General features: G+C 69.6%; 18 protein-coding genes and 2 pseudogenes. 8 read left to right on the forward strand and 12 right to left on the reverse strand.

Features of this window, described 5'->3' with window-relative positions; translation table 11 throughout:
* The gene (locus AB0F91_RS24325) at positions 1-1,323 is read left to right on the forward strand and encodes a DNA polymerase IV (protein ID WP_360600750.1); all 1,323 of its coding nucleotides are present in this window, start codon (positions 1-3) and stop codon (positions 1,321-1,323) included.
* A 96-nt stretch (positions 1,324-1,419) separates the two neighbouring features.
* Here the strand turns inward: AB0F91_RS24325 and AB0F91_RS24330 are convergent, their stop codons facing one another.
* From AB0F91_RS24330 to AB0F91_RS24350, 5 genes are all read right to left on the reverse strand, one after another.
* Complete coding sequence (locus AB0F91_RS24330) at positions 1,420-2,511, reverse strand: glycoside hydrolase family 88 protein (RefSeq protein ID WP_360600752.1); 1,092 nt, start codon at positions 2,509-2,511, stop codon at positions 1,420-1,422.
* Positions 2,512-2,603: 92 nt separating this feature from the next.
* Positions 2,604-3,281 carry an FCD domain-containing protein gene (locus tag AB0F91_RS24335; RefSeq protein WP_360600754.1) on the reverse strand — a complete coding sequence of 226 codons (678 nt, stop codon included), beginning with the start codon at positions 3,279-3,281 and terminating at the stop codon, positions 2,604-2,606.
* 1 nt (position 3,282) lies between these two features.
* Positions 3,283-4,326 carry an ABC transporter permease gene (locus tag AB0F91_RS24340; RefSeq protein WP_360600756.1) on the reverse strand — a complete coding sequence of 348 codons (1,044 nt, stop codon included), beginning with the start codon at positions 4,324-4,326 and terminating at the stop codon, positions 3,283-3,285.
* The gene (locus AB0F91_RS24345; protein WP_360600758.1) at positions 4,323-5,858 is read right to left on the reverse strand and encodes a sugar ABC transporter ATP-binding protein; all 1,536 of its coding nucleotides are present in this window, start codon (positions 5,856-5,858) and stop codon (positions 4,323-4,325) included. The genes AB0F91_RS24340 and AB0F91_RS24345 overlap by 4 nt, the downstream gene beginning before the upstream one ends.
* Before the next feature lie 74 nt (positions 5,859-5,932).
* Positions 5,933-6,892, reverse strand: a complete 960-nt coding sequence (locus tag AB0F91_RS24350; protein WP_360600760.1) for a substrate-binding domain-containing protein — start codon at positions 6,890-6,892, stop codon at positions 5,933-5,935.
* Between the two features lie 412 nt (positions 6,893-7,304).
* Here AB0F91_RS24350 and AB0F91_RS24355 point away from each other — a divergent pair, with 412 nt between their 5' ends.
* A complete protein-coding gene (locus AB0F91_RS24355) occupies positions 7,305-8,435 on the forward strand; it encodes a CapA family protein (RefSeq protein WP_360600762.1) in 1,131 nt (376 codons plus the stop codon).
* A gap of 8 nt (positions 8,436-8,443) precedes the next feature.
* On the opposite strand, the gene AB0F91_RS24360 is transcribed toward AB0F91_RS24355, so the two are convergent.
* The 6 genes and pseudogenes from AB0F91_RS24360 to AB0F91_RS24385 form a co-directional block, all read right to left on the reverse strand.
* On the reverse strand, positions 8,444-9,127 hold the full coding sequence (locus AB0F91_RS24360) for an SDR family oxidoreductase (protein ID WP_360600764.1): 684 nt from the start codon (positions 9,125-9,127) through the stop codon (positions 8,444-8,446).
* A 66-nt stretch (positions 9,128-9,193) separates the two neighbouring features.
* On the reverse strand, positions 9,194-9,625 hold the full coding sequence (locus tag AB0F91_RS24365) for a helix-turn-helix domain-containing protein (RefSeq protein WP_360600766.1): 432 nt from the start codon (positions 9,623-9,625) through the stop codon (positions 9,194-9,196).
* Between the two features lie 47 nt (positions 9,626-9,672).
* Positions 9,673-10,449, reverse strand: coding sequence for an enoyl-CoA hydratase/isomerase family protein (locus AB0F91_RS24370; protein ID WP_360601063.1), 777 nt, complete (start codon positions 10,447-10,449; stop codon positions 9,673-9,675).
* 143 nt (positions 10,450-10,592) lie between these two features.
* Positions 10,593-11,247 (reverse strand): annotated as a pseudogene (locus tag AB0F91_RS24375) (polyprenyl synthetase family protein); the annotation flags it as partial.
* A gap of 7 nt (positions 11,248-11,254) precedes the next feature.
* Positions 11,255-11,851, reverse strand: a pseudogene (locus AB0F91_RS24380) (cyclic nucleotide-binding domain-containing protein); the annotation flags it as partial.
* A gap of 181 nt (positions 11,852-12,032) precedes the next feature.
* Entirely contained in the window at positions 12,033-13,445 is a 1,413-nt protein-coding gene (locus AB0F91_RS24385; protein WP_360601065.1) for a family 2B encapsulin nanocompartment shell protein, read from the reverse strand.
* Positions 13,446-13,962: 517 nt separating this feature from the next.
* On the opposite strand from AB0F91_RS24385, the gene AB0F91_RS24390 reads away from it, so the two are divergent.
* From AB0F91_RS24390 to AB0F91_RS24400, 3 genes are all read left to right on the forward strand, one after another.
* A complete protein-coding gene (locus AB0F91_RS24390) occupies positions 13,963-14,724 on the forward strand; it encodes a hypothetical protein (RefSeq protein WP_360600768.1) in 762 nt (253 codons plus the stop codon).
* 4 nt (positions 14,725-14,728) lie between these two features.
* Entirely contained in the window at positions 14,729-15,970 is a 1,242-nt protein-coding gene (locus AB0F91_RS24395) for a hypothetical protein (RefSeq protein ID WP_360600770.1), read from the forward strand.
* 91 nt (positions 15,971-16,061) lie between these two features.
* The gene (locus AB0F91_RS24400) at positions 16,062-17,678 is read left to right on the forward strand and encodes an esterase-like activity of phytase family protein (RefSeq protein ID WP_360600772.1); all 1,617 of its coding nucleotides are present in this window, start codon (positions 16,062-16,064) and stop codon (positions 17,676-17,678) included.
* 75 nt (positions 17,679-17,753) lie between these two features.
* Here AB0F91_RS24400 and AB0F91_RS24405 read toward each other — a convergent pair whose 3' ends face one another.
* On the reverse strand, positions 17,754-18,779 hold the full coding sequence (locus AB0F91_RS24405) for an autoinducer 2 ABC transporter substrate-binding protein (protein WP_360600774.1): 1,026 nt from the start codon (positions 18,777-18,779) through the stop codon (positions 17,754-17,756).
* A 173-nt stretch (positions 18,780-18,952) separates the two neighbouring features.
* Between AB0F91_RS24405 and AB0F91_RS24410 the strand changes: the two genes are divergently transcribed.
* From AB0F91_RS24410 to AB0F91_RS24420, 3 genes are read left to right on the forward strand one after another with little or no spacing between them, the layout of a single operon-like run.
* Positions 18,953-19,489 (forward strand): hypothetical protein, encoded by a 537-nt coding sequence (locus tag AB0F91_RS24410; protein ID WP_360600776.1) that lies wholly within the window; start codon positions 18,953-18,955, stop codon positions 19,487-19,489.
* Between the two features lie 59 nt (positions 19,490-19,548).
* Complete coding sequence (locus AB0F91_RS24415) at positions 19,549-20,100, forward strand: DUF305 domain-containing protein (RefSeq protein ID WP_360600778.1); 552 nt, start codon at positions 19,549-19,551, stop codon at positions 20,098-20,100.
* A 40-nt stretch (positions 20,101-20,140) separates the two neighbouring features.
* Complete coding sequence (locus AB0F91_RS24420; RefSeq protein WP_360600780.1) at positions 20,141-20,599, forward strand: DUF4396 domain-containing protein; 459 nt, start codon at positions 20,141-20,143, stop codon at positions 20,597-20,599.
* Positions 20,600-20,753: the final 154 nt, after the last annotated feature.

The raw sequence follows: 20,753 nt of genomic DNA on the forward strand, positions 1-20,753 counted from the left end.
GTGACCCGCTGGGTCGTCCACCTCGATCTGGACGCCTTCTACGCCTCGGTCGAGCAGCTCACGCGCCCGACGCTGCGGGGCCGCGCGGTCGTCGTCGGCGGGACCGGGCCGCGTGGGGTGGTGGCCGGGGCGAGCTACGAATCCCGTGAGTACGGCGCGCGTTCGGCGATGCCGATGTCGCAGGCTCGGCGGTTGCTGCCGCCGGGGGCGGTGGTCCTGCCGCCGCGGTTCCGGTTGTACGAGACGTTGAGCAAGCAGGTCTTCGACATCGTCGCCGACGTGGCACCGGTCCTGGAGCGGATTTCGCTGGACGAGGCGTTCGCGGAGCCGCCTTCGCTGGCGGGCGCTTCGGTGGCCGAGGTGACGCGGTTCGCCGAGGAGCTGAGGGCGCGGATCCGCGCGGAAACCGGGCTGACGGCCTCGATCGGGGCGGGGACGGGCAAGCAGGTTGCGAAGATCGGGTCGGACCGGGCGAAGCCGGACGGGCTGCTGGTGGTGGCGCCGGGTACGGAGCGGGAGTTCCTGGCGCCGTTGCCGGTGCGCGCGTTGTGGGGCATCGGGCCGGTGGCTGAGGCGAAGCTGCGGACGATCGGTGTGCTGACGCTGGGGGAGCTGGCGGCGTTGTCGGAGCCGGATGCCGTGGCGACGCTCGGCGGGGTCGTCGGGCGTGAACTGCGCAAGCTCGCGGGCGGCGCGGACGACCGGCCCGTGGCCGAACGCGGGGAGGCCAAGCAGGTCAGCGCCGAGACGACGTTCGACGTCGACATCGTGGACCTCACCCGGCTGCGGGCGGAAGTCCGCAAGATCGCCGCGGGCGCCCACTCGCGGTTGGTGAAGGCGGGCCGGGTCGCGCGCACCGTCGTGGTGAAGCTGCGGCACACGGACATGAGCACGGTGACGCGGTCGGAGACCGCGGCATCACCCACCGACGACCTCAACCAGCTCGCCGCCACCGCCGAACGGCTGCTGCTCGACCCGCAGGAGTTCGGCGGCGTGCGGCTGGCGGGCGTGGCGTTCAGCGGGCTTTCGGTGCCGCACCAGGACGCGTTGTTCACGCTCGCCGTGCCGGCGGGGACTTCGACTGAACCGGTGGTGGCGGTCGCGCCGTCGCCGGGCGGGTCGGCGCCGGTGTCGTCGAGCGGCTGGCGCCCGGGCGACGACGTCGTGCACCCGGAGTTCGGCACCGGCTGGGTCCAGGGCGCGGGCCACGGCCGCGTGACGGTGCGCTTCGAGACACGGACCTCCGGCCCGGGCCAGGCGCGCACGTTCGACCAAACCGACCCCGCCCTGACCCGCGGCGACCCCCAGGACTGTCTCACCTAGCCGACCCGCTCCAATGTGGCGTTGGTTGCGTTGAACGCACCGAACGCCGCATTGGGTGCGTTGAGCGCACGGAACGCCACATTGGGGGCGCGGGGCTCAGTTCGCGGGCGGCAGAGCGCAGCCCGGGGTGAGGTCGGCGACCTGCTGACCAGCCAGGAGGAACGCGCCGACGCCCGCGGCCGAGGTGTCCGTGGCCTTCGCCGGGCCGGGCCCGTCGGTCTTCGGCTGGACGTAGCCGATGAAGCCGTCGGCAGTCTCCGCCTTGGTGGACAAGGACTTCCACGCCCGGCCGACCACCGGCTCGAACCAGCGGCCGTCGAGGACCCCGGCGTTGACGCCCCACGCGAGGCCGTAGGTGATCAGCGACGTGCCGCTGCTCTCGGGGCCGCCGAACGGGTTGAGCAGGTTGGCGTTCCAGAAGCCGTCCGGCCGCTGCAGCACGCTCAGCGTCGTCGCCATCTTCTTGAACACGCGCAGGTACTCCGGTCGCCGCGGGTCGTTCGCGGGCAGCACCTGCAGCACCTTCGTCAGGGCGGCCAGTGCCCAGCCGTTGCCCTGCGACCAGTACGACAGCGAGTGCGCGTCCGTGCGCCACAGGCCGGAGAACTCGTCGAACAGGCTCTTCTCCGTGTGCTGGAAAAGCTTCTGCATCGCGGCGAGCGTCGGCTCCGAGGAGTCCATCACGCCGATGCGGACGAACGAGGGCATCGCCATGTTCAGCGCGCTCACGTGGTCCCAGTAGTCCGTGTGGCCGGCCTGCACGCTCGCGACCTCGTCGGCCAGGCGCGAACGCAGGTCGGCGAGGATCGGCGGGTCGGGGTGGAAGTAGGTGTACAGGTCGAGGTACGCCTCGCCCGCGGCCTCGTCCTCGGGCGAGAACGGCCGGCCCGCTGTGGTGGGCAGCAGGTAGTTGTTGGCTTCACCCCAGGGCAGCGTCTGGTGGTTGGACACGCCGGTGGTGCGGACCACGGCGAGGTTGCCCACGTGGAACGTCGCGTTCTGCCAGTCGGCCGGCGCGAGGTTCGTTCCGTGGGCGACCCAGTGGTCACCGGCCTTCACCATCGCGTCGGCCACCGCGCACTGCGCGGCCGGCGCCGCCGGTGCCGCACTCGCCACGGCCGGCGCCAGCCCACCGGCCGTCACCGCCGCCGCGAGCACGGCGAAACCGCGGATTCCCGGGAAACGCATGGGTGCGTCCTCCTCAAGCAGCTCAGGGCGGCGGCGGCCATCGTGGTCGGTGGCCGGTCGATCACGGACTATGGTATGGACCACTGGGCGTGTCAAGGTGCCGGTGAGTGGTACGTGGCAACGGTTTCCAGCAGCCGGCGCGTCGCGTTCTCGGCGCCGTCGGCGTTCTTCGCGAGCACCGTGGTGAGCACGCGCGAGTGCGCCACGAGCGTGCCCGCCGTCGGCTCGGGTGCGGCCCGCAGGGCGGCGACGACCGGCACCTGCAGCTGAGTGACCAGGGCGTTGCCCGCGGCCCGCACGAGGGCGGCGTGGAACAGCGTGTCGGCCTCGGCGAACGCCTCGGCGTCCTCCCGTTCGACGGCGTCGGTCATCAGCCCGTACGCCGCCGCCAGCGCGGAGAGCTCGTCCGGCGCGCGGTGCCGGGTCGCCAGCCGCGCGGCTTGCGGCTCGACGAGGTGGCGCAGCTCCATCAGATCGTGCAGCTGCCGCAGCGAATCCGGCCCGCGGACGCGCCAGCCGATCACGTCGGGGTCGATCGCGTCCCATGCCTCCGGCGGCTGCGGCCACGTGCCGACGCGCGGCCGCGCCGCCACGAGTCCCTTCGACTCCAGGACCCGCAAGGCCTCCCGGACCACCGTCCGGGAGGCGGAGAAGCGGCGCCCGATGTCCTCGGGCACGATCGGCTCGCCCGTGGGCAGCGCGCCTTCGACGATCAGGCGACCGAGCGCGTCGACGATGCGGGCGTGCAGGCCGGCCCCGTCGGCGCCCACGTCAGGCCGGCAGACCGACGCGCCGCTCCCCGCTGCGCAGCTGCTGCAGCACGACGGCGACCACGAGCAGCGCCCCGTGGGCCACGTTCTGCCAGAACTGGTTGATGCCCAGGCCCGACATGCCGTTGTCGAGCACGCCGAGGATGAACACCGCCAGCACCGTGGAGACGATGGATCCCTTGCCGCCCTTGAGCATCGTGCCGCCGAGTGCCGCGCCCGTGACGGCCTGCAGCTCGAGGCCTTCGGAACCCGAGGTCGGCTGACCCGAGCCCGTGCGAGCGGTGATCAGCACGCCCGCGATGGCCGCGACCACACCGACGAGCGCGTAGACGCCGATGATGTAGCGGTTGATGTTGATGCCCGCCAGTCGCGCGGCCGTGTCGTTGCCGCCGATGGCGAACACGTTGCGGCCGATGTCGGTGTACTTGAGCAGGAAGTGCAGCACCGCCGCGACGATCAGGAACACCCACACCAGCGTCGGCAGCCCGAGCACGCTGCCCTTGGCCAGGAAGATGAACAGGTCGTCGGCGCCGGTGTAGCCCTGCGCCTTGCCGTCGGACACGACCTGCGCGATGCCCTTGTACGTGGCGAGCGTGGCCAGGGTGGCGACGACCGGGTTCACCCGGCCGAAGATGATGATCAGGCCGTTGACCAGACCGCACAGGATGCCGGTGCCGACCGCGGCGAGGATGCCGACGATCGAGCTGCCGGTGGACGTGAAGGCCATCGCCGAGATCACCGACGCGAGCCCGGCCATCGAGCCGACCGAGATGTCGAGCGCGCCGAGGATGATCACCAGCGTCTGAACCAGCGACAGCAGGCCCATGATGGTGATCGCGCTGCCGATGAGCAGCAGGTTGTTGGTGCGGAAGAAGTTGTCGTTCAGCGTCGAGAGCAGCACGACGAGCACCACGAGCGTGATGATCAGGCTGCTGTTCTGCACGCCGATGCCGCCCAGCACCCTGCGCGCCGTGGAGACGCGGTGCGGGTCGGGCTGTTCGGTCGGCTGCTCCTGCGCGGGGCTGGGCCGGGTCGGGGTGCTCACGCCCCCACCTCCTGGATGTCTTCGGCGGCCGGCTCCGTCGCCGGGATGGCCAGGGTCAGTACGGCTTCTTCGGTCGCTTCGTCGCGGCTCACCTGGCCCGCGACGTGCCCGGCGCGCATCACGACGATGCGGTCGGCCAGCGCGAGCACCTCGGGCAGGTCGGACGAGATCACGAGCAGGGCGATGCCTTCGGCGGCGAGACCGTCGATGATGCGGTAGATCTCGGCCTTGGCGCCGACGTCGACGCCGCGGGTGGGCTCGTCGAGGATCAGCAGCTGCGGACGGCGGGCGAGCCAGCGCGCGAGCACGGCCTTCTGCTGGTTGCCGCCCGAGAGCTTGCGCACCTCCTGCTCCATCGACGGCGTGCGCACGCGCAGCTCGCGGATGTACTCCGCCACGAGCTCACGTTCCTTCGCCCGCTTGATCACGCGGAAGCGGCGCAGGCGGTCGAGCACGGCGATGGAGACGTTGTCGCGCACCGAACGCTGCATCAGCAACGCGTCGGTCTTGCGTTCCTCGGGCGCGAACCCGATGCCCGCCTTCACGGCGTCGCCGGGCGTGCGGGCCTTGAACGGTTTCCCGTCCAGCTCGACGGTTCCCGAGCGCACGGGCAGATCGCCGACGATCGCACGCGCCAGCTCGGAGCGCCCGGCACCGACGAGCCCGGCCAGGCACACGACCTCACCGGTGCGGACTTCGAACGAGACATCGGTGACGTCGTCGGTGGTCACGTGGTCCAGCCGCAGCACGACCTCACCGGTCTCGGCTGTCTCGCGCCGCTCCAGCGCCGAGAGGTCGCGGCCGATCATCATGCGCACCAGCTGGTTCTCGTCTGATTCCGCGGCCTGTTGCACGCCGACGAGCTTGCCGTCGCGCAGCACGGCCACGCGGTCGGCGAGCTGGAAGATCTCCTTCATGCGGTGTGACACGTAGACTACGGCCACGCCGGAGTCCCGCAGCCGGCGGATGAGCCGGAACAGCGCGTCGACCTCATGCTCCGAGAGCGATGAGGTGGGTTCGTCGAAGGCGATCACGCGCGGCGGGGTGGCCGCGGTGAGCACTCGCAGGATCTCGACGAGCTGGCGCTGGGCGGCCGAGAGCTTGCTGCCGAGCGTGGTGGGGTCGAGCACGCCTTCGAAGCCGTACTCGACGAGCGCTTCGCGCGTGCGTTGGTTCAGCGTGCGGCGGCTGAACACACGGGCGCGCGAGGGAAGCTCGCCCACGAACACGTTCTCCGCCACCGAGACGTGCGGGATGATCTCCGGTTCCTGGTAGATCACGCGCACGCCCGCGGCCATCGCGGCGCGTGGGTTGTCGAACACCACCGGCTCGCCGTCGACCCGCAGTGTGCCGTCGCTGGGCTCGTGGTCGCCCGAGAGCACGCGCAGCAGCGTCGACTTGCCGGCGCCGTTCTCGCCCATGAGCGCGAGCACCTCGCCGGAGTGGAACTCCAGTGTCACGTCGTCGAGCGCGGTGACGCCGGAGAAGCGCTTGCCGATGCCCTCGGCGATGAGCGCCGTGGAACTGGCCATGGTGAGCCTTCCTCAGCCTTCCTCACGGGGGGAGCCCGGGGGTGTCGCGTGTGGACACCCCCGGGCGCGGTCGGTCAGGTGCAGTTGACTCCGGCCGCCTTGAAGGTGTCCTTGTTCACCATCTGGGTCTTGGCGATGGTCTCCAGCGGGAGGTCCTTGCCGTTCTTGACCTTGTCGACGAGGACCTGGATCGCGGTCCGGCCCACCTCGGCGCCCGAGATGTAGAGGGAGGACTTGTTGCCGGTGTCCTTGCCCGCGGCCCAGTCCTTGCAGTCGAGGTAGGCGCCCAGGCCCACGCCGATGATGTTGTTCGCGGCGACGCCGGAGTTGGCGAGCGCGGTGACGACACCGGTCTCGTTCTCGTCGTTGCAACCCCACACGACCCAGTGCTTCACCCCGGGATTGGAGCTGATCACGGCGCCGGCGCGGTTCTGGGCGTCGACGGGGGAGTTGTCGGTGCCCACGTTGATCACGTCGACCTGCGCACCGGCGTCCTTCTCGAACGCGGCCTTGGCACCGTTGACGCGGTCGGTGCAGACGGTGAGGTCCTGCTTGAAGGCGCTGATCACCTTGGTGTCGGCGGGGGACCAGCCGGCGGCCTTGAACAGTTTGGCGGCTTCCTGGCCGACCGAGGTGCCCATCTGCGTGCCGTTGAATCCGACGAACGGGGCGGCCTTGCCGGTGCCGTCCTTGATCACGTCATCGGAGGAGATGAGCGGGATGCCGGCGGACTTCGCCTTGTCGATGACCTCCGGGCCGATGGCCTGGTCCGGCACCACGATGGCGACGCCGTTGGCCCCCTGCGCGACCGCGGCGTCGAGTTCGGTGATGGCCTTGTTGGCGTCCTGGCCGAGGTTGACGACCTTGAGGTCGACGCCCAGCTCCTTCGCCTTCTCCTGGGCGCCCTGCGCCTGCTCCACGAAGTACTGCTGGTCCCCCTGCTTCTGGAGGTAGTACAGCGTGATCTTGCCGTTCGTCGGCGCCTGCTGCGCGGGCGCGGCGGTGTCCTTGCCGGAGGAGCATCCGGCCAACACTGCACCGGCAATCAAACAACAACCAACAACGCTCCAGGTGCGTGACCTGTGCGGGTATGTGGACATCGAGTGCTCCCATGGGGGCCGAGGACGACAGTTGCGTGGGTGTGAACTCCGCGTTACTCGTATTACAAGACACCGGATCAGGTGACGTCAACCACAGGATCTGCCGCAGTTAACGGATGGATACCTACGGAGAGTGATTTTCCTACCGGTGGTTGGCGGGCTAATTATCGTATTTTTTCTCGGTTGACCAGGCTTTGTTGCTTCGCGCTGATCGCGCTGCTGTTTCGGTGGCTGGTGGGTTTTCTTGTTGACTTGGGTTCGATTACGGTCCGTCATGGTGGCCGTTGCGTCTTGTCCGGTCGACATGCGGCAGGATGTGGGCCGCAGCTGGACAAAGGGGGCGAACATGACGCACATCCGCCGCTCGGTCGTCGCGTGGACCGGGGCCGCGCTGGTGCTGGCGGGGTGCAGTGGCGCTCCGCAGGCGGCCGCCCCCCGGCCGGCCCCGCCGTCCGCCTCGGGCTTGTCGGCGTCGGCAGACCCGGCGTCGTTCACGGTCGTGGCGACCGGCGACGTCCTCATCCACCCGGCGCTCACCGACCAGGCCACCACCGACGGCGGCGGCACGATCGACTACCGCGAGATCCTCGCGGGCGTGAAGCCGCTTGTGGCGAGTGCCGACCTGGCCATCTGCCACCTCGAGACGCCGCTCGCGCCCGAGGGCGGGCCGTACACGGGCTACCCGTCGTTCAGTGCGCCACCGCAGATCGCCGAGGCCATCAAGGACACCGGTTACGACACCTGCTCCACGGCGTCGAACCACACACTCGACAAGGGCGCGGCCGGGATCACGCGCACGCTCGACAAGCTCGACGAGGTGGGCTTGAAGCACACGGGCTCGGCGCGTTCGGCTGCCGAAGCCGCTGCGCCGTTGATCCTCGATGTGCACGGCGTCAAGGTCGCGCAGCTGTCGTTCGCCTTCGGCTTCAACGGGATCAAGGTCCCTGCCGGAAAACCCTGGCTGGCCAACGAAATCGACGCCGACGACATCCTCGCGGCCGCGCACACCGCCCGCGAGGCCGGCGCGCAGGTCGTGATCGCGAGCCTGCACTGGGGCGTCGAGTACCAGCACTCGGTGACCGCCGACCAGTCCACTTTGGCGCGCAAGCTCCTGGCGTCGCCCGACGTCGACCTGATCGTCGGCCACCACGCACACGTGGTCCAGCCGTTCGAAAAGGTCGAGGGAAAGTGGGTCGCCTACGGCCTGGGCAACGAAATCGCCCGCCACGACGACCCCCGCGGCTCCACTGAAGAAGGCACGGCCGCCCGCTTCACCTTCACCCGGACGGGCGGCCACTGGGCCGTCTCGAAGGCCGAGTACCTCCCGACGTTGATCGACCTCGGCCCGCCCATCCGGCTGCGGGACCTGACTACGGCCCCGGCGACCGCGCGCGGCACCGAGGCATTGGCCGACACCGACAAGGTCGTGCTGTCGGAAGGTGCCGATCGCGATGGCCTTACCCGGCCGGGTAAGTGAGCCGTTGCTCAGTCGAGGGGCTGGGACAGTGAGGCCTTCAGCCGGCGGGCCGTGTCGTCGACCAGGACCTCGACGTGGTTGGCCAGCAAGGCCTGCATGGTTAGCGCGGCGACCTCGGCCGGTTTGATCTTCGGCACGTCCAACCAGGCCGCGCCGTCGGTGTCGACGTAGCCGGAGTGCACGCCCACCACGAGTGTGCCCTGGTCGCGCAGGCCTTCGCGCAGCGCATCGGTCAGTGACCACTGCGCCGCCTTCGACGCGGCATAGGCGGCGGTTCGCGCGGTGCCCTTCCAGGACGCGACGGAGAGCATGTTGACCAGCGCGCCGCCGCCGTTGCGGGCGAGGATCGGCGCGAACGCGCGCGACACCGCCCAGGTGCCGAAGAAGTTGACCTCCAGCACCTGCCGCGCGGTGTCCAGTGAGCCGGTGAGCAGTTCACCGACGGAGCCGAGGATGCCCGCGTTGTTGATCACGATGGTGGTGTCGCCGGCCGCGGCCGCGGCGGCCCCGATGTCCTCGGCGCTGGTGACGTCCAGGCGCAGCGGCGTGAGGCGCGGGTCGGTGACGGCTGTCGGGTCCCGCACGCCGGCGTAGACCTTGGCGGCGCCGTGTTCGACGAGTGCGCGGGCGAAAGCGTGGCCGATGCCTCGGTTGGCTCCGGTGACCAGAGCGACAGATCCTTTGATGTCCATGGTGAGCACGCTAGCACTCTGGATACATATTTAGTACTCAGATATCCGAGGATATCCGAGTGCGGCTCACTGCGCGAAGGTCTCCACCTCGTCGACGGGTACCTCGATCCCGTCCTCGTCGACGAACGCCACCCGCACGGCCCGCCCGGTGGTCTTCGATCGGCGCGCGGCCGACGGACCGGCCGGGCGTGGCCGGTGCAGGTCTCCCCACTGCTGCAGTCCGAGGAGCACGACCCGCAGCTCGAGACCGGCGGCGGTGAGGTGATAGCTCTGCCGCTGCCGCGCCCCGATCTCCTGATATGGCACGGTCTTCACGATTCCGGCCTCGGTCAGCGTCCGCAGCCTCGCGCTGAGGAGGTTGGGCGCGATGCCCAGCGCCTCGCGCAGCTCGCTGAACCTCGTCTGGCCGCGGAAAAGCTGGCGCAGGATCAGAAAGGTCCACCGCTCGCCGAGGACTTCCAGGCTCCGCTCGATGGAGCAGGCCGGCTCGTTGGACAAGTCCTCGCCAGGGCCTCCTGTGTCTTTCGGCGGTCGTGCCATAGTGCTCAGGATATCACTTCGCAACTCAGCGTGGCCGAACCGTTGCGGTGGCGGGTTACTGTCGTGCTGCTTCTTCCGGCGACAGGCCCAGGTGGTGACCGAACCGGGTTTCGAGGTTGCCGGGCTGCTGCAGGCCCCGGCTGAACAGCTCGTGGACGCGAGCCGCGGTGTCCGGCCAGGTGAGCGTCTCGGCGAACTTTCCCCTGGCTTTCGATGAGGTGCCTCACCTCGGGCAGGGTTGTCCTGTTGGCCAAGGTCTTCGCGGCGGCGATGGGCTGCCGCCCGAACGGCGCGATCCGCCTCGCCAAGGCGTCGACGTACTGGTCGAGTTCGGCATCGGGGACGGCCCGGTTGACGTATCCGTAGCGCTCGGCGGCGGTGGCGTAGTAGTCGTCGGCGCCGATGATGAGCTCCAGCGCTCGTCCGCGGCCCACGAGTGAGGAGAGCCGCTCGATGGCGCCGCCGCCGGGGATGACTCCCGCACCGACCTCGGGCTGGCCCAGGATGGCCTTTTCCTGGCTGGCGAAGCGCAGGTCGCACGCGAGGGCGAACTCGCTGCCGATCCCGCGGGCTCGGCAGCGGATCTTCGCGACGCTGATCACGGACGAATCGGCGAGGCGGGTCGTGATGTCGACGCTGGTCCGCAGCCCGGTCGGGCCCTTGGCGCGAGCCACCTCGGTCGACGCGCCGCTCATGCCGAAGTGGGCGAGGAAGAAATCCTCGACGTCGCTGTCGAACACGACGACCCGGGGTTCGTCGCTCGCTTCGATTCTGTCGAGCAGTCAATGTAGGGCGATCATGATCGCCGAGTCGAAGACGTTCAGGGGCCCGTTGGTGAATGAAACTCAGCTGCGTGCTGTGTCGGAACGACAGTGCAACGGAACGGCGCGCTCACGCCTCGGGGGATAGGCACGAGCGCGCCGGGTCAGTGGTCGCGGTGGGTGATGTGATGGGCCAGCGAAGTGAGCTCCGCGGCGGGGCGAGGCACCGGCGTCGTGGAGGACAAGGCGGACAATGCGGCGGTCAACAGCCGCGCGGTTTCCTCAGCGCTCCACGACCGCCCGCCCGCCGATTCGACCAGCGCCGCGGCCCTGGCGAGCTGGGCGGGCGACAGCGGAGCCTCCTGGTGGTACAACGCCGCCAGCTCCCGGGCGGCCGCGGTCTCCGAGGCCAAAGCGGCCACCACCGGCAGCGACTTCTTCCGGTTCTGCAGATCCGAATACACCGGCTTCCCCGTCACGGCCGGGTCGCCCCAGATTGCCGAGGAGGTCGTCGACGTGTTGGAACGCCAGGCCGAGCGAGCGGCCGAACGCGCCGAGCTCCGAGACGTGCGTGCCGCGGCCGCCGACGACCAGTGCGCCCAGGGTGCACGCGGCGCCGAGCAAAGCGCCCGTCTTGCCCTCGGCCATGCGAATGCAGGAAGACCGGTCGACCGACGCTCGTCTTTCGAAGGCCAGGTCCTCGTTCTGGCCGTGCAACAGGTCCAGCACTGCCGTGCTCAGGACGCGAGCGGCGGCCGGGCCGTCCGTGGCCAGGACGTCGAAGGCCAACGTCAGCAACGCATCCCCAGCGAGGATGGCGGGGTGCGCGCAGGCTTTCGACGCGGCCGTTGAGCTGCTCGAACGCCTCCGCCGGCAGCGCCAGCACGATGCACCGCGTGGCTGCCTTGGCGGTGAAGTTCCAGCTCCCCGCGGAGCCGCCCAGCAGCTCGGCGCCGAAGTGGTCGCCCGCGGTGAGCGTGCCGAGGTGCGCTTCCTCGCCGTAGGAACCGGGTGCGGTGCGCGAAACCTTGCCGAACGCCACCAGCACCACCGAGTCGAGCGGCGAACCGGCGGTCACGATGGTGTCGCCCGGCTCGTATTCGCGCTGCTCGAAGCGCTCGGCCAGCGCGGCCAGTGCGTCGGCGTCCGCGAACCCGCGCAGCAGCGGCAGTTCCGCCAGCTCCGCGGGGACCACCTGCTCCCGCGCGCCGGTGTTGAAGAAGCTCACCCGGCCGTCGCCGACGGTGTAGGTCAGCCGGCGGTTCACGCGGTACGAACCGGCCGGCACCTCCACCCACGGCAGCTGCGACAGCAGCCACCGCGGGGTGCTGCCGCGCATCTGCGGCAGCGACTTCGTGGTGGTGGCCAGGGTCCGGGCCGCGCGCGTGGAAAGGGAAAGCGGCGGCTCTTCGGTCACGGTCATGCGGTTCCTCGCTTGGTGGGCTCAGCTTCGGGAGGTCTCTGGGACGCGGGCCTCGGCACGATCCGCAGCGCGCTCGTGCCCAGGCCCGTCGGCCCGAACGCCGATGGGGGCAGCGGCGCCGGCCCGGGCCGCACGGGGGCGGCCTCGGGCGGGCGCGGCGGGGTGGCGGGTGCGGCCATGCTCAGTCACCGCGCCCGATCTCGGCGTTCTCCAGCACGGCCAGCGCGTCGGGCACCAGCACGGCGGCCGAATAGTAGGCGCTGACCAGGTACGACATGATCGCCTGCTCGCTGATGCCCATGAACCGCACGTTCAGGCCCGGCTGGTACTCGTCGGGCAGCCCGGTCTGGTGCAAACCGACGACCCCCTGCGACTGCTCGCCGGTGCGCAGGAGCAGCACAGAGCTGGTGCGGGTCTCGGTGACCGGGATCTTGTTGCACGGCAACACGGGCACGCCGCGCCACGCCGGCACCTGGTGCCCGCCGAGGTCCACCGCGTCCGGGTACACGCCGCGGCGGCTGCACTCGCGGCCGAACGCCGCGATCGTCTTCGGGTGCGCCAGGAAGACCGCGGGATCCTTCCACACCAGGGCAAGCAGGTCGTCGAAGTCGTCGGGGGTCGGCGGGCCGGTGCGGGTGGACACGCGCTGGGAGTAGTCCGCGTTGTGCAGCAGGCCGAAGTCGCGGTTGTTGACCAGCTCGTGCTCCTGCCGCTCACGCAGGGCTTCGACGGTGAGCCGCAGCTGCTGCTCGATCTGGTTCATCGGCTGGTTGTAGAGGTCGGCGACGCGGCTGTGCACCCGCAGCACGGTCTGCGCCACGCTCAGCTCGTACTCGCGCGGCGAGCTGTCGTAGTCCACGAACGTGCCTGGCAGCTGCGGTTCGCCGTCGTGACCGGAGGCGACGTCGATCACCGCTTCACCGTGGTCGTTCGCCGGCCCGGCCGAACCGGCGGCGACGGCATCGAGGTGCTCGCGCAGCGCCTCCGAGCGGTCGAGCACGCCCTGGAACTCGCTGCGGGACAGGGTAAGCACGGTGCACGCGGTCACGGCCTTGGCCGTGTACTCCCAGATCCCGTCGGCGTTGGTGAGCACGGTGTCGCCGAAGTAGTCACCGTCGGCGAGCGTGCCGAGCACCGTCTGGTCTCCGTACGCGCCGGTGCCGACCTTGCTGATCTTGCCGTGCGCCACCAGGAAGATCTGGTCGGCCTGGTGGCCGAACTCCACGAGCGTGTCGCCGGGGGAGAACTCGTGCTGCACGAACCGGCCGGCCAGCTCGATGAACACCTCTTCGTCGTCGAAACCGCGCAGCGGCGGCAGTTCACCCAGCTCCGGCGGGATCACGCGGACCTCGGCGCCGGTGGTGGCGAACGTGACGCGGCCGTCGCCCACCGCGTAGCTCAACCGGCGGTTCACGCGGTACGCGCCGCCCGAGACCTTGACCCACGGCAGCACCTTGAGCAGCCACCGCGTGGTGATGCCCTGCATCTGCGGAACGGACTTGGTCGTCGTCGCGAGCGTGCGGGCCGCGGCCCGGCCCAGGCTCAGCTGCGGTTGTTCCTGATTCGCGGAGTCCACGGGGTCCGTGACGGTCACAGCGAAAACCACCTATCGTAGGATTTCGGATGTGTGAGAAAGTTTCCAGCACGAATTTGAGTTCGTTATCCTGCTGCAATTAATTCGGGGTCGGCACCGCGGAATCAACATAGCAAGCCGGCCTCGCTCGACAATCCCACGATCGGGTAACCGGGTCGGTTCACCTGTTTGCCAGAACGGGTAATCGGACATTCCAGTTGCTGTTGTCGGAGCGCCAGTTTTAGACGATCTTGATCCGTACCGCGTTCGTCACCCTCGGTCTGCGGGCCTCACCCGGACGGGAATTTCGACTGTAGATCACCGGTGCCCCGCAGGTGAGTGGCATATCCAGAGCAGGTGTTCCAACATTCAACTGCTCCGTTCCAGTGATCATCAGGTGCCTCGCAGGGCCACTCGAATGAACCGAACTGCCGCTTCTTGTCGGCCGGGAATCAGATGACTAACTTGAGCGGGCCCACTTCCGGAAATTCGCCGAACAATGGTGGATCCAGTGGCCTGCGAGTGTGAAAGGGGTCGGATGAACGTCTACCTGACCGGGATCTTCTGGGTGGTCGGAGCGGCTGTCATCGGCGGCGGTATCGGCTATCTGGTGAGGCGGTTCGGCTGGGATGAAGGTCGTCGTGACAACAACGATGCGGCCGGTCAGGTGTTCACCATTGTCGGCGGGCTCCACGCGGTGCTCGTGGCGTTCGTGCTGATCTCGCTCTTCGACGCAGGGGGGACCGCGCGGGACGGCTCCTACACCGAGGCCGACAGCCTCGTCTCCATGACCTGGGCCGCCGAAGCGCTGCCGGGCGACACCGGCCAACGCGTGCAGCAGCTCGCCACCGCGTACGCCAATACCGTGCAGCACCAGGAATGGCCGCGCCTGGCCGACGGCGGCACGATCCCCGACACCGGCTGGACGCAGCTCGACCAGCTGCGCCGCACCATCGCCGGCGCGCGGGCGAGCAGCGACTGGGAGAACGACCGCAAGACCGAGGCAGCCAACGACCTGTGGCAGGTTTACCAGGCCAGACAGGCGCGCCTCACCGACGCCGCCACGAGCGGAGTCGGCTCCGTGGTGTGGTTCGCATTGATCCTCGGCAGCCTGATTTCCGTGCTGCTGCCCAACCTCTTCGGCGGCACGCGCATGGCGGCGCACCTGGTGATCGTGTCGACGCTGGCCGGCACGATCGCACTGCTGCTTTACGCGATCTTCCAGCTGCAGAACCCGTTCGCCGGCGGCGCGAGCATCCAGCCCGACGCGTTCAGCTCGGCACTGGCGCGACTGGGCTGAGGGCGTGCGCATTCCCCGTTTCCTCCCGGTGGCGGCCGCCGCGGCGGCCGTGTCGGCGCTGCTCGTGGCGTCGGGGTGGCTCGAGCAACCCGGCCGGACGCACCCGGCCGCGCCGGCGACGTGCGCGGTTCTCCAGGTGGAGAGTCAGAACTCGCGCTCGTCGTCCTTCGTTCGGCTCACGTTGCCGACCGGCCGGCGGCAGTCGCTCGGCAACCCCGGCTACACCATCAACGCGATGGCCTACTCCGCCGCGCACGGCGTGGTCTACGGCGTGGCCGACGGCCCGGCCTCGGGCCACTTCCACGACGGCGCCCACGCGGTGCGGATCGACAGCTCGGGCCACGTGACCGATCTCGGCGGCGTGTTCCGCGCCGGCGCGCGCCACGGAATCTGGAGCTGGGCGACCGGCTCCACCGGCGGCGCGATGTCCGGCAACTCGTGGTACCTGCTGCACGCCAACAGTCTGTACACAGTGGACGTCGACCCGGCCAGTCCCCACTACCTCGACGTGGTCGCGCACCTGCAGCTACGGCCTGTCGTCCTGTCCGCAGGCGTCGACGACTTCGCCTACAGCCCGGCGGACGGCTTGCTCTACGGCGTTTCGGTCACGGCCGCGGGTCATGGCTCGGTGGTCACGATCAACCCCCGCGACGGCCGAGTCGCCACAGTGCCAGGTCTCAAATTCCCGCTCGCCACGGCGTACGGCTCCGTCGTGTTCGGTCCGGACGGTGCCCTCTACGCGACGGCGAACCGCATCGGCCACCGCAGCGTGACCTACCGCCTGGCGCGCGACGGCTCCGGTGGGCCCCAGGAAATCAGCACCGGGCCCGAGCTCTACACCTCCGACGGGGCCGGGTGTCTCGCCGGGGCGACAGCACCGCCGCCGCCACCCTCGCCGCCGACTCCGCCGCCCCCGCGACTGGACCCCCCACCGTCGTCGAACTCGGTGAAACCTTCGCAGTCGGCGAACTCGGTGAAACCTTCGCAGTCGGCGGAAGATCCACCGCCGCCGGTGCTCGCGGAACAGCCGCCGGCAGTGCCCTGGCCGCCGAACGCGACTTCGCCCGTCCCGATCGTCGCCTCGACTTCGGTCGCGCCACCGACGAAGTTCCATCCCGTTGCGACACCGCAGCCGGTGGCCGACGCCGGCCACCGCGTGGAGAAACAACGCAGGTGGAGCGTTGCCGTGCTGGTTCTCGTGATCGGTGGTGGAGCGGCAGCGGCGCATGTGAGACGAGGCCGTTAACGCGGTCGTCGCCTTGAAGACGGCGGTTGTCCAACTCCGTTAACCAGACTCCTCCTTCGGTGTCGGGTGACGCCGGAAGAGGAGAAAACGGATGAAGCGCGTGAGAATCGGGGTCGCCGCGGGGATCCTGGCCCTGCCGCTGCTGGCCACCGGCACGGCGTCGGCGCACGGAGGCGGCGGGCCCACCGCGTTCGCCGCCCGCGACGACCACTACGGGGCGCGGGCCGGCGGGTCGCTGCAAGTGCACGGCGACGGGGTGCTCGGCAACGACAGCCGCGGTGGCGCGAGTGGCGCCATCGTGCGCCACACCGCCCCGGCGCACGGGTCCCTGACCCTCGACCCAAGCGGGTCGTTCAGCTACGCACCCGCGCCGGGCTTCCACGGCCGCGACACCTTCACGTACTCCGTGTCGGACGCCGTGCAGCTCTACCCGACCTCGCTGCCGCCGCTGGCGACCATCGGCGGCGTGACGCTGGCCGGTGGCGCCTACGGTTCCGCGCTCACGCCGGTGCCGGGCTCGCGCGACGAGTTCTACGGCCTCACCGATCGCGGCCCGAACGTCGACGCGCCGGACGGGTCCAAGGTGGAGCCGCTGCCCGCGTTCGACCCGGCCATCGGCAAGTTCCGCCTCAAGGACGCCAAGGCCGTGCTCGAGAAGCGGATCCCGTTGCGCGCCAGGGACGGTTCGCCGTACAACGGGCAGGTCAGCACGGCCGCCGACACCGGCGAGACGATCGTGGGCCTCGAGGGGAAGCCGTTGCCGGCCACCCCCAACGGGTACGACTCCGAGGGCCTCGTCGCCGAACGCGACGGCACGTTCTGGGTGTCCGATGAGTACGGTCCCTTCATCACGCACTTCCGCGCCGACGGCCGCGCGATCGAGCGGCTCTCGCCGTTCGACGGCTCTCTGCCCGAGGAGCTGAAGTATCGGGTGCCCAACAAGGGCATGGAAGGCCTCGCCCTCACACCGGACGGCGAGACGCTCGTGGGCATCATGCAGTCGGCGCTGCAGCAGCCGGACCTCACCAAGAAGCCCGGCAACGTCACCACACTGCGGATCGTCACGGTCGACCTGCGCACGCGCGCGACGGGCGAGTACCTGTACCTCCTGCAGGACCCGGACGACACGGGCACGGCCGTCAGCGAGATCACCGCGCTGTCGTCGACGAAGTTCCTCGTGGACGAACGCGACGGCAACTTCGAGCCCGGTGCGTTCAAGAAGATCTACGAGATCGACCTGCACGGCGCGACCGACGTCGGGCCGGAGGCGAAGGTGGCCGGTGCCGCCTACGACTCCGCCAAGGGCGGGCTGCTCGTGGGTGCCGCGCAGTCGAGCATCGACGCCTATGTCGGCAAGGACACCACTGAAGCGGCCACCGCGGACCTCGCCAAGGTGGGCATCAATCCGGTCTCGAAGAAGCTGTACGTCGACCTCGGCGCGCTCGTGACCGGGCTCGACCCGACCGGCGGCTTCTTCGGCCACGACAAGGTGGAGGGCGTCGCGACCACCGACGGCGGCCGCACCCTCGTGGTGAGCAACGACAACGACTTCGGCATCGACGGCCTCTCGAACACCGCGCCGCCGTACGCGCTCCACGCCAAGACGCTGCCCAACGGCCGGCAGGACGACGGGGAGTACCTGAAGATCGACACGACGAAGCTGCCCGCCCGCGTCACCACGGCGACGGTCACCATCGACGTTCGCTGAGTTTCCGTTTCACAGCAAGGCGCTGGTTCAACAAGGGACTGCACGGCCGGGGCTCCTTCTTCGGGGCTCCGGCCGTCAGTATTTGAACTGGTCCACGTTGTCCTGGGTGATCAGCAGCGGCTCGCCGAGCAGCATGGTCTTCGAGCGCGCGTCGTACCTCACCGCGGGCAGTTCGGGGCTCACGTTGTTGCGGGGGCCGAACGAGCGGCCCTCCACCAGCTGTTGCGCCGCCCAGGCGGTGAGGTAGCCCAGCGATTCGACGTTCCACAGCACCGACATCGAGCAGGAACCGTCGAGCAGGTACGGCTTCATCGTCTGCGGCGTGCCCGTGCCGACCGTGAAGACGCGGCCGATCTTCTGCTGGTCCCGCACCGCTTGCGCGACGCCGGGCGCCGACGTGGTGCACTCGCCGATCAGGCCCGTGAGGTCGGGGTGGCGGTCGAGGACCTGCTTCGCGAGCTCGGTCGCCGTGGTCGTGTCTTCGCCGGCGTAGACGGTCTCCACGCGCCGCGCCTTCGGGTAGCGCTGGGCCGTGTAGGTCTGCTCGACGGAGATCCACGCGTTGAGGTTCACGGCAGTCCGTCCGCACGAGACGATGGCGAACTCGCCGCTGCCGCCCGTTTTCGCCATCAGCGCGTCGACGAGCGTGGTGCCGACGTCCTCGGGGGAGGCCTGGTTCACGAACACCTCACGCGGTGTTTCCGGCGCGTCGGTGTCGGTGGTGAGCACGTGGACGCCCTTGGCGCGCGCGTCGGCGATCGCGGGCGCGAGTGCGCGGGGATCGTTGGGCGCCACGGCGATCACGTCGACGTGCTGGGCCACGAGGTCGTGCAGGATGGCAGTCTGGGCCGCCGGGTCTACCGTCGTGGGGCCGCGCGTGATCCACTGCGCGCCGAGCCGCTTCGCCGCTTCCAGGCCGCCGGCGTTCATGGCGTCGAAGTACGCGATGCCCGCGACCTTCGGCACGAAGGCGATCCGGATCGGGGCTTCGCCGCTGTCGACCGTCGGCGTGTGGAGCGCGGAGGAACAGCTGCCGAGCCCCACCACTGCGCTGAGCAGCAGCGCGACGCCCAGGAAGAGCGTCTTGGACGGCCTTCGCATCCCCACCATTCCTTCGGTTCACGGTCTGCGCACCGCCGGCGACCTGGAGTGACCGTAAGGGAGTGTGCTCACAGGGGTCAACCGGTCGTGTGCAAAGGGTTACGGAAGTGAGTTCAACGGTGATCTTGGAATCACCTGGTACCCGTTTGGGGTATGTGATTAGGCTGGGCGCGATGAGTCGACCACCCCGCGGGTTCCCGCTTCCGGCCCCAGCGCGCTGGCTGTTGCTCGGCGTGCTGGTCTTCGGCGTGCTCGCGATGCATCACGTCCCGGCGCCGCACGGTGGCGGGATGGGCGGTGGCGGGATGGGCAGTGGCGGGATGGACGGTGGCGGGATGGGCGGTGGCGAGATCGGCAGTGGCGAGATAGCCGGGATGCTTGGGCTGCCGGTGGTTTCGGCGGTGCCCGTCGCGCACTCGGCTACGGACGCGCCCGCGGTGGCGGTGGCTCCGGTGCCTGTGGCTTCGACGTTCGCGGAACCGATCGCCGCCGCGCCGTCCGGCAGCGACGGCGGCCACGCGATGCTGCACGTGTGCCTCGCGGTGCTGCTGGCCGCGGCCGGGCTGGTGCTCGCGGCGGCCTGGCTGCGCCGGCGTCGTGAAGGTGTGGTGCCGGACCCGGTCGAACGTGGATCTGCCGGGTTTGCCCGGGCGCCGCCCTCGCGAACGGGCCGTGCACTCCTCACCGCCTCCTGCGTGCTGCGGATCTGATCGGGCGCGAGCTCCTTCGTGTCCGAATGCCGTCGTACCCAGTGGGGAAGGAAAACGTCATGAATCGCAAGATCCTGGCAGGCTTCGCGCTGCCGGCGATCGCCGCCGTTCTCGTCGGCTGCTCGTCACCGAGCGCGGCCCCGCCCGCCGCTGATCACAACGCCGTGGACGTCACGTTCGCGCAGGACATGGTTCCGCATCACCGCCAGGCCGTGGGGATGTCCGGGCCCGTGCCGCAGCACACCGATGACCAGCGCGTGATCACGTTGGCGAAGCAGATCCAGCGGGCCCAGGAGCCCGAGATCGACCAGCTCGCGGCGTGGCTCAAGGCCTGGGGCGCACCGGCCCCGGCGACGATGGGCGCCATGTCCGGCATGGACCACGGTCAGATGCCCGGCATGGTCGACACCGCCGGCCTTGACCGGCTGCGCGACGCCGCCTACGACCGCGAGTGGCTCGAACTGATGATCCAGCACCACTCCGGCGCCGTCGCGATGGCTCGCACCGAACTGGCGCAGGGGAGCAGCAGTGGCGCGAAGGCCATCGCCCAGCGGATCGTCGACACCCAGAACGCCGAGATCACCACGATGAAGTCGCTCCTCGGCGGTTGACCGGTGATTCGAAATACCCTAAGGGGGTATAGTGGAGAACATGACTGACCACCAGCACGGCGCGTCCTGGTCCACCGCGATCCGGGCGACGCTGCACTGCCTCACCGGCTGTGCCATCGGTGAGGTGCTCGGCATGGTTCTCGGCACCGCTTTCGGGCTGCACAACACGGCCACCGTGGTGCTGGCGATCGTGCTCGCGTTCGTCTTCGGCTACGGCCTGACGATGCGCGGTGTCCTGAAGTCGGGCCTGACCTTCTCGGCGGCGTTCAAGGTCGCGCTGGCCGCCGACACCGTGTCGATCGCGGTGATGGAGATCGTCGACAACCTCGTGATCGTCGTGGTCCCGGGCGCGATGGACGCTGGCCTGGCGACGGCGCTGTTCTGGCTGTCGCTGCTGTTCTCGCTCCTCGTTGCCTTCGTGGTCACGGTGCCGGTGAACAAGTGGATGATCGGCCGTGGCAAGGGGCACGCCGTGGTCCACGCGCACCACCACCACTGACTGGTCCGGGCCGGAGTGAGCACGTGGTTCACCCCGGTCCGGAGCGCGGAATAGTGGGTTCACATCCATGAACTATTCACAACCGTGAAAGCACGCTTTGGTGGGTGTACAAGCACATGACGGTCGTGTAAAACTCAGGCGGCCTTCTCGTGAG

The sequence above is a fragment of the Amycolatopsis sp. NPDC023774 genome (assembly GCF_040639695.1).
Taxonomy (GTDB): domain Bacteria; phylum Actinomycetota; class Actinomycetes; order Mycobacteriales; family Pseudonocardiaceae; genus Amycolatopsis.

Bases quoted from the DNA above. Each gene is read 5' to 3' on its own strand.
- AB0F91_RS24355 (WP_360600762.1), top strand. From the start codon at position 7,305: ATGACGCACATCCGCCGCTCGGTCGTCGCGTGGACCGGGGCCGCGCTG.
- AB0F91_RS24410 (WP_360600776.1), top strand. From the start codon at position 18,953: ATGAGTCGACCACCCCGCGGGTTCCCGCTTCCGGCCCCAGCGCGCTGG.
- AB0F91_RS24345 (WP_360600758.1), bottom strand. From the start codon at position 5,858: ATGGCCAGTTCCACGGCGCTCATCGCCGAGGGCATCGGCAAGCGCTTC.
- AB0F91_RS24400 (WP_360600772.1), top strand. From the start codon at position 16,062: ATGAAGCGCGTGAGAATCGGGGTCGCCGCGGGGATCCTGGCCCTGCCG.
- AB0F91_RS24330 (WP_360600752.1), bottom strand. From the start codon at position 2,511: ATGCGTTTCCCGGGAATCCGCGGTTTCGCCGTGCTCGCGGCGGCGGTG.
- AB0F91_RS24415 (WP_360600778.1), top strand. From the start codon at position 19,549: ATGAATCGCAAGATCCTGGCAGGCTTCGCGCTGCCGGCGATCGCCGCC.
- AB0F91_RS24420 (WP_360600780.1), top strand. From the start codon at position 20,141: ATGACTGACCACCAGCACGGCGCGTCCTGGTCCACCGCGATCCGGGCG.
- AB0F91_RS24360 (WP_360600764.1), bottom strand. From the start codon at position 9,127: ATGGACATCAAAGGATCTGTCGCTCTGGTCACCGGAGCCAACCGAGGC.
- AB0F91_RS24405 (WP_360600774.1), bottom strand. From the start codon at position 18,779: ATGCGAAGGCCGTCCAAGACGCTCTTCCTGGGCGTCGCGCTGCTGCTC.
- AB0F91_RS24390 (WP_360600768.1), top strand. From the start codon at position 13,963: ATGAACGTCTACCTGACCGGGATCTTCTGGGTGGTCGGAGCGGCTGTC.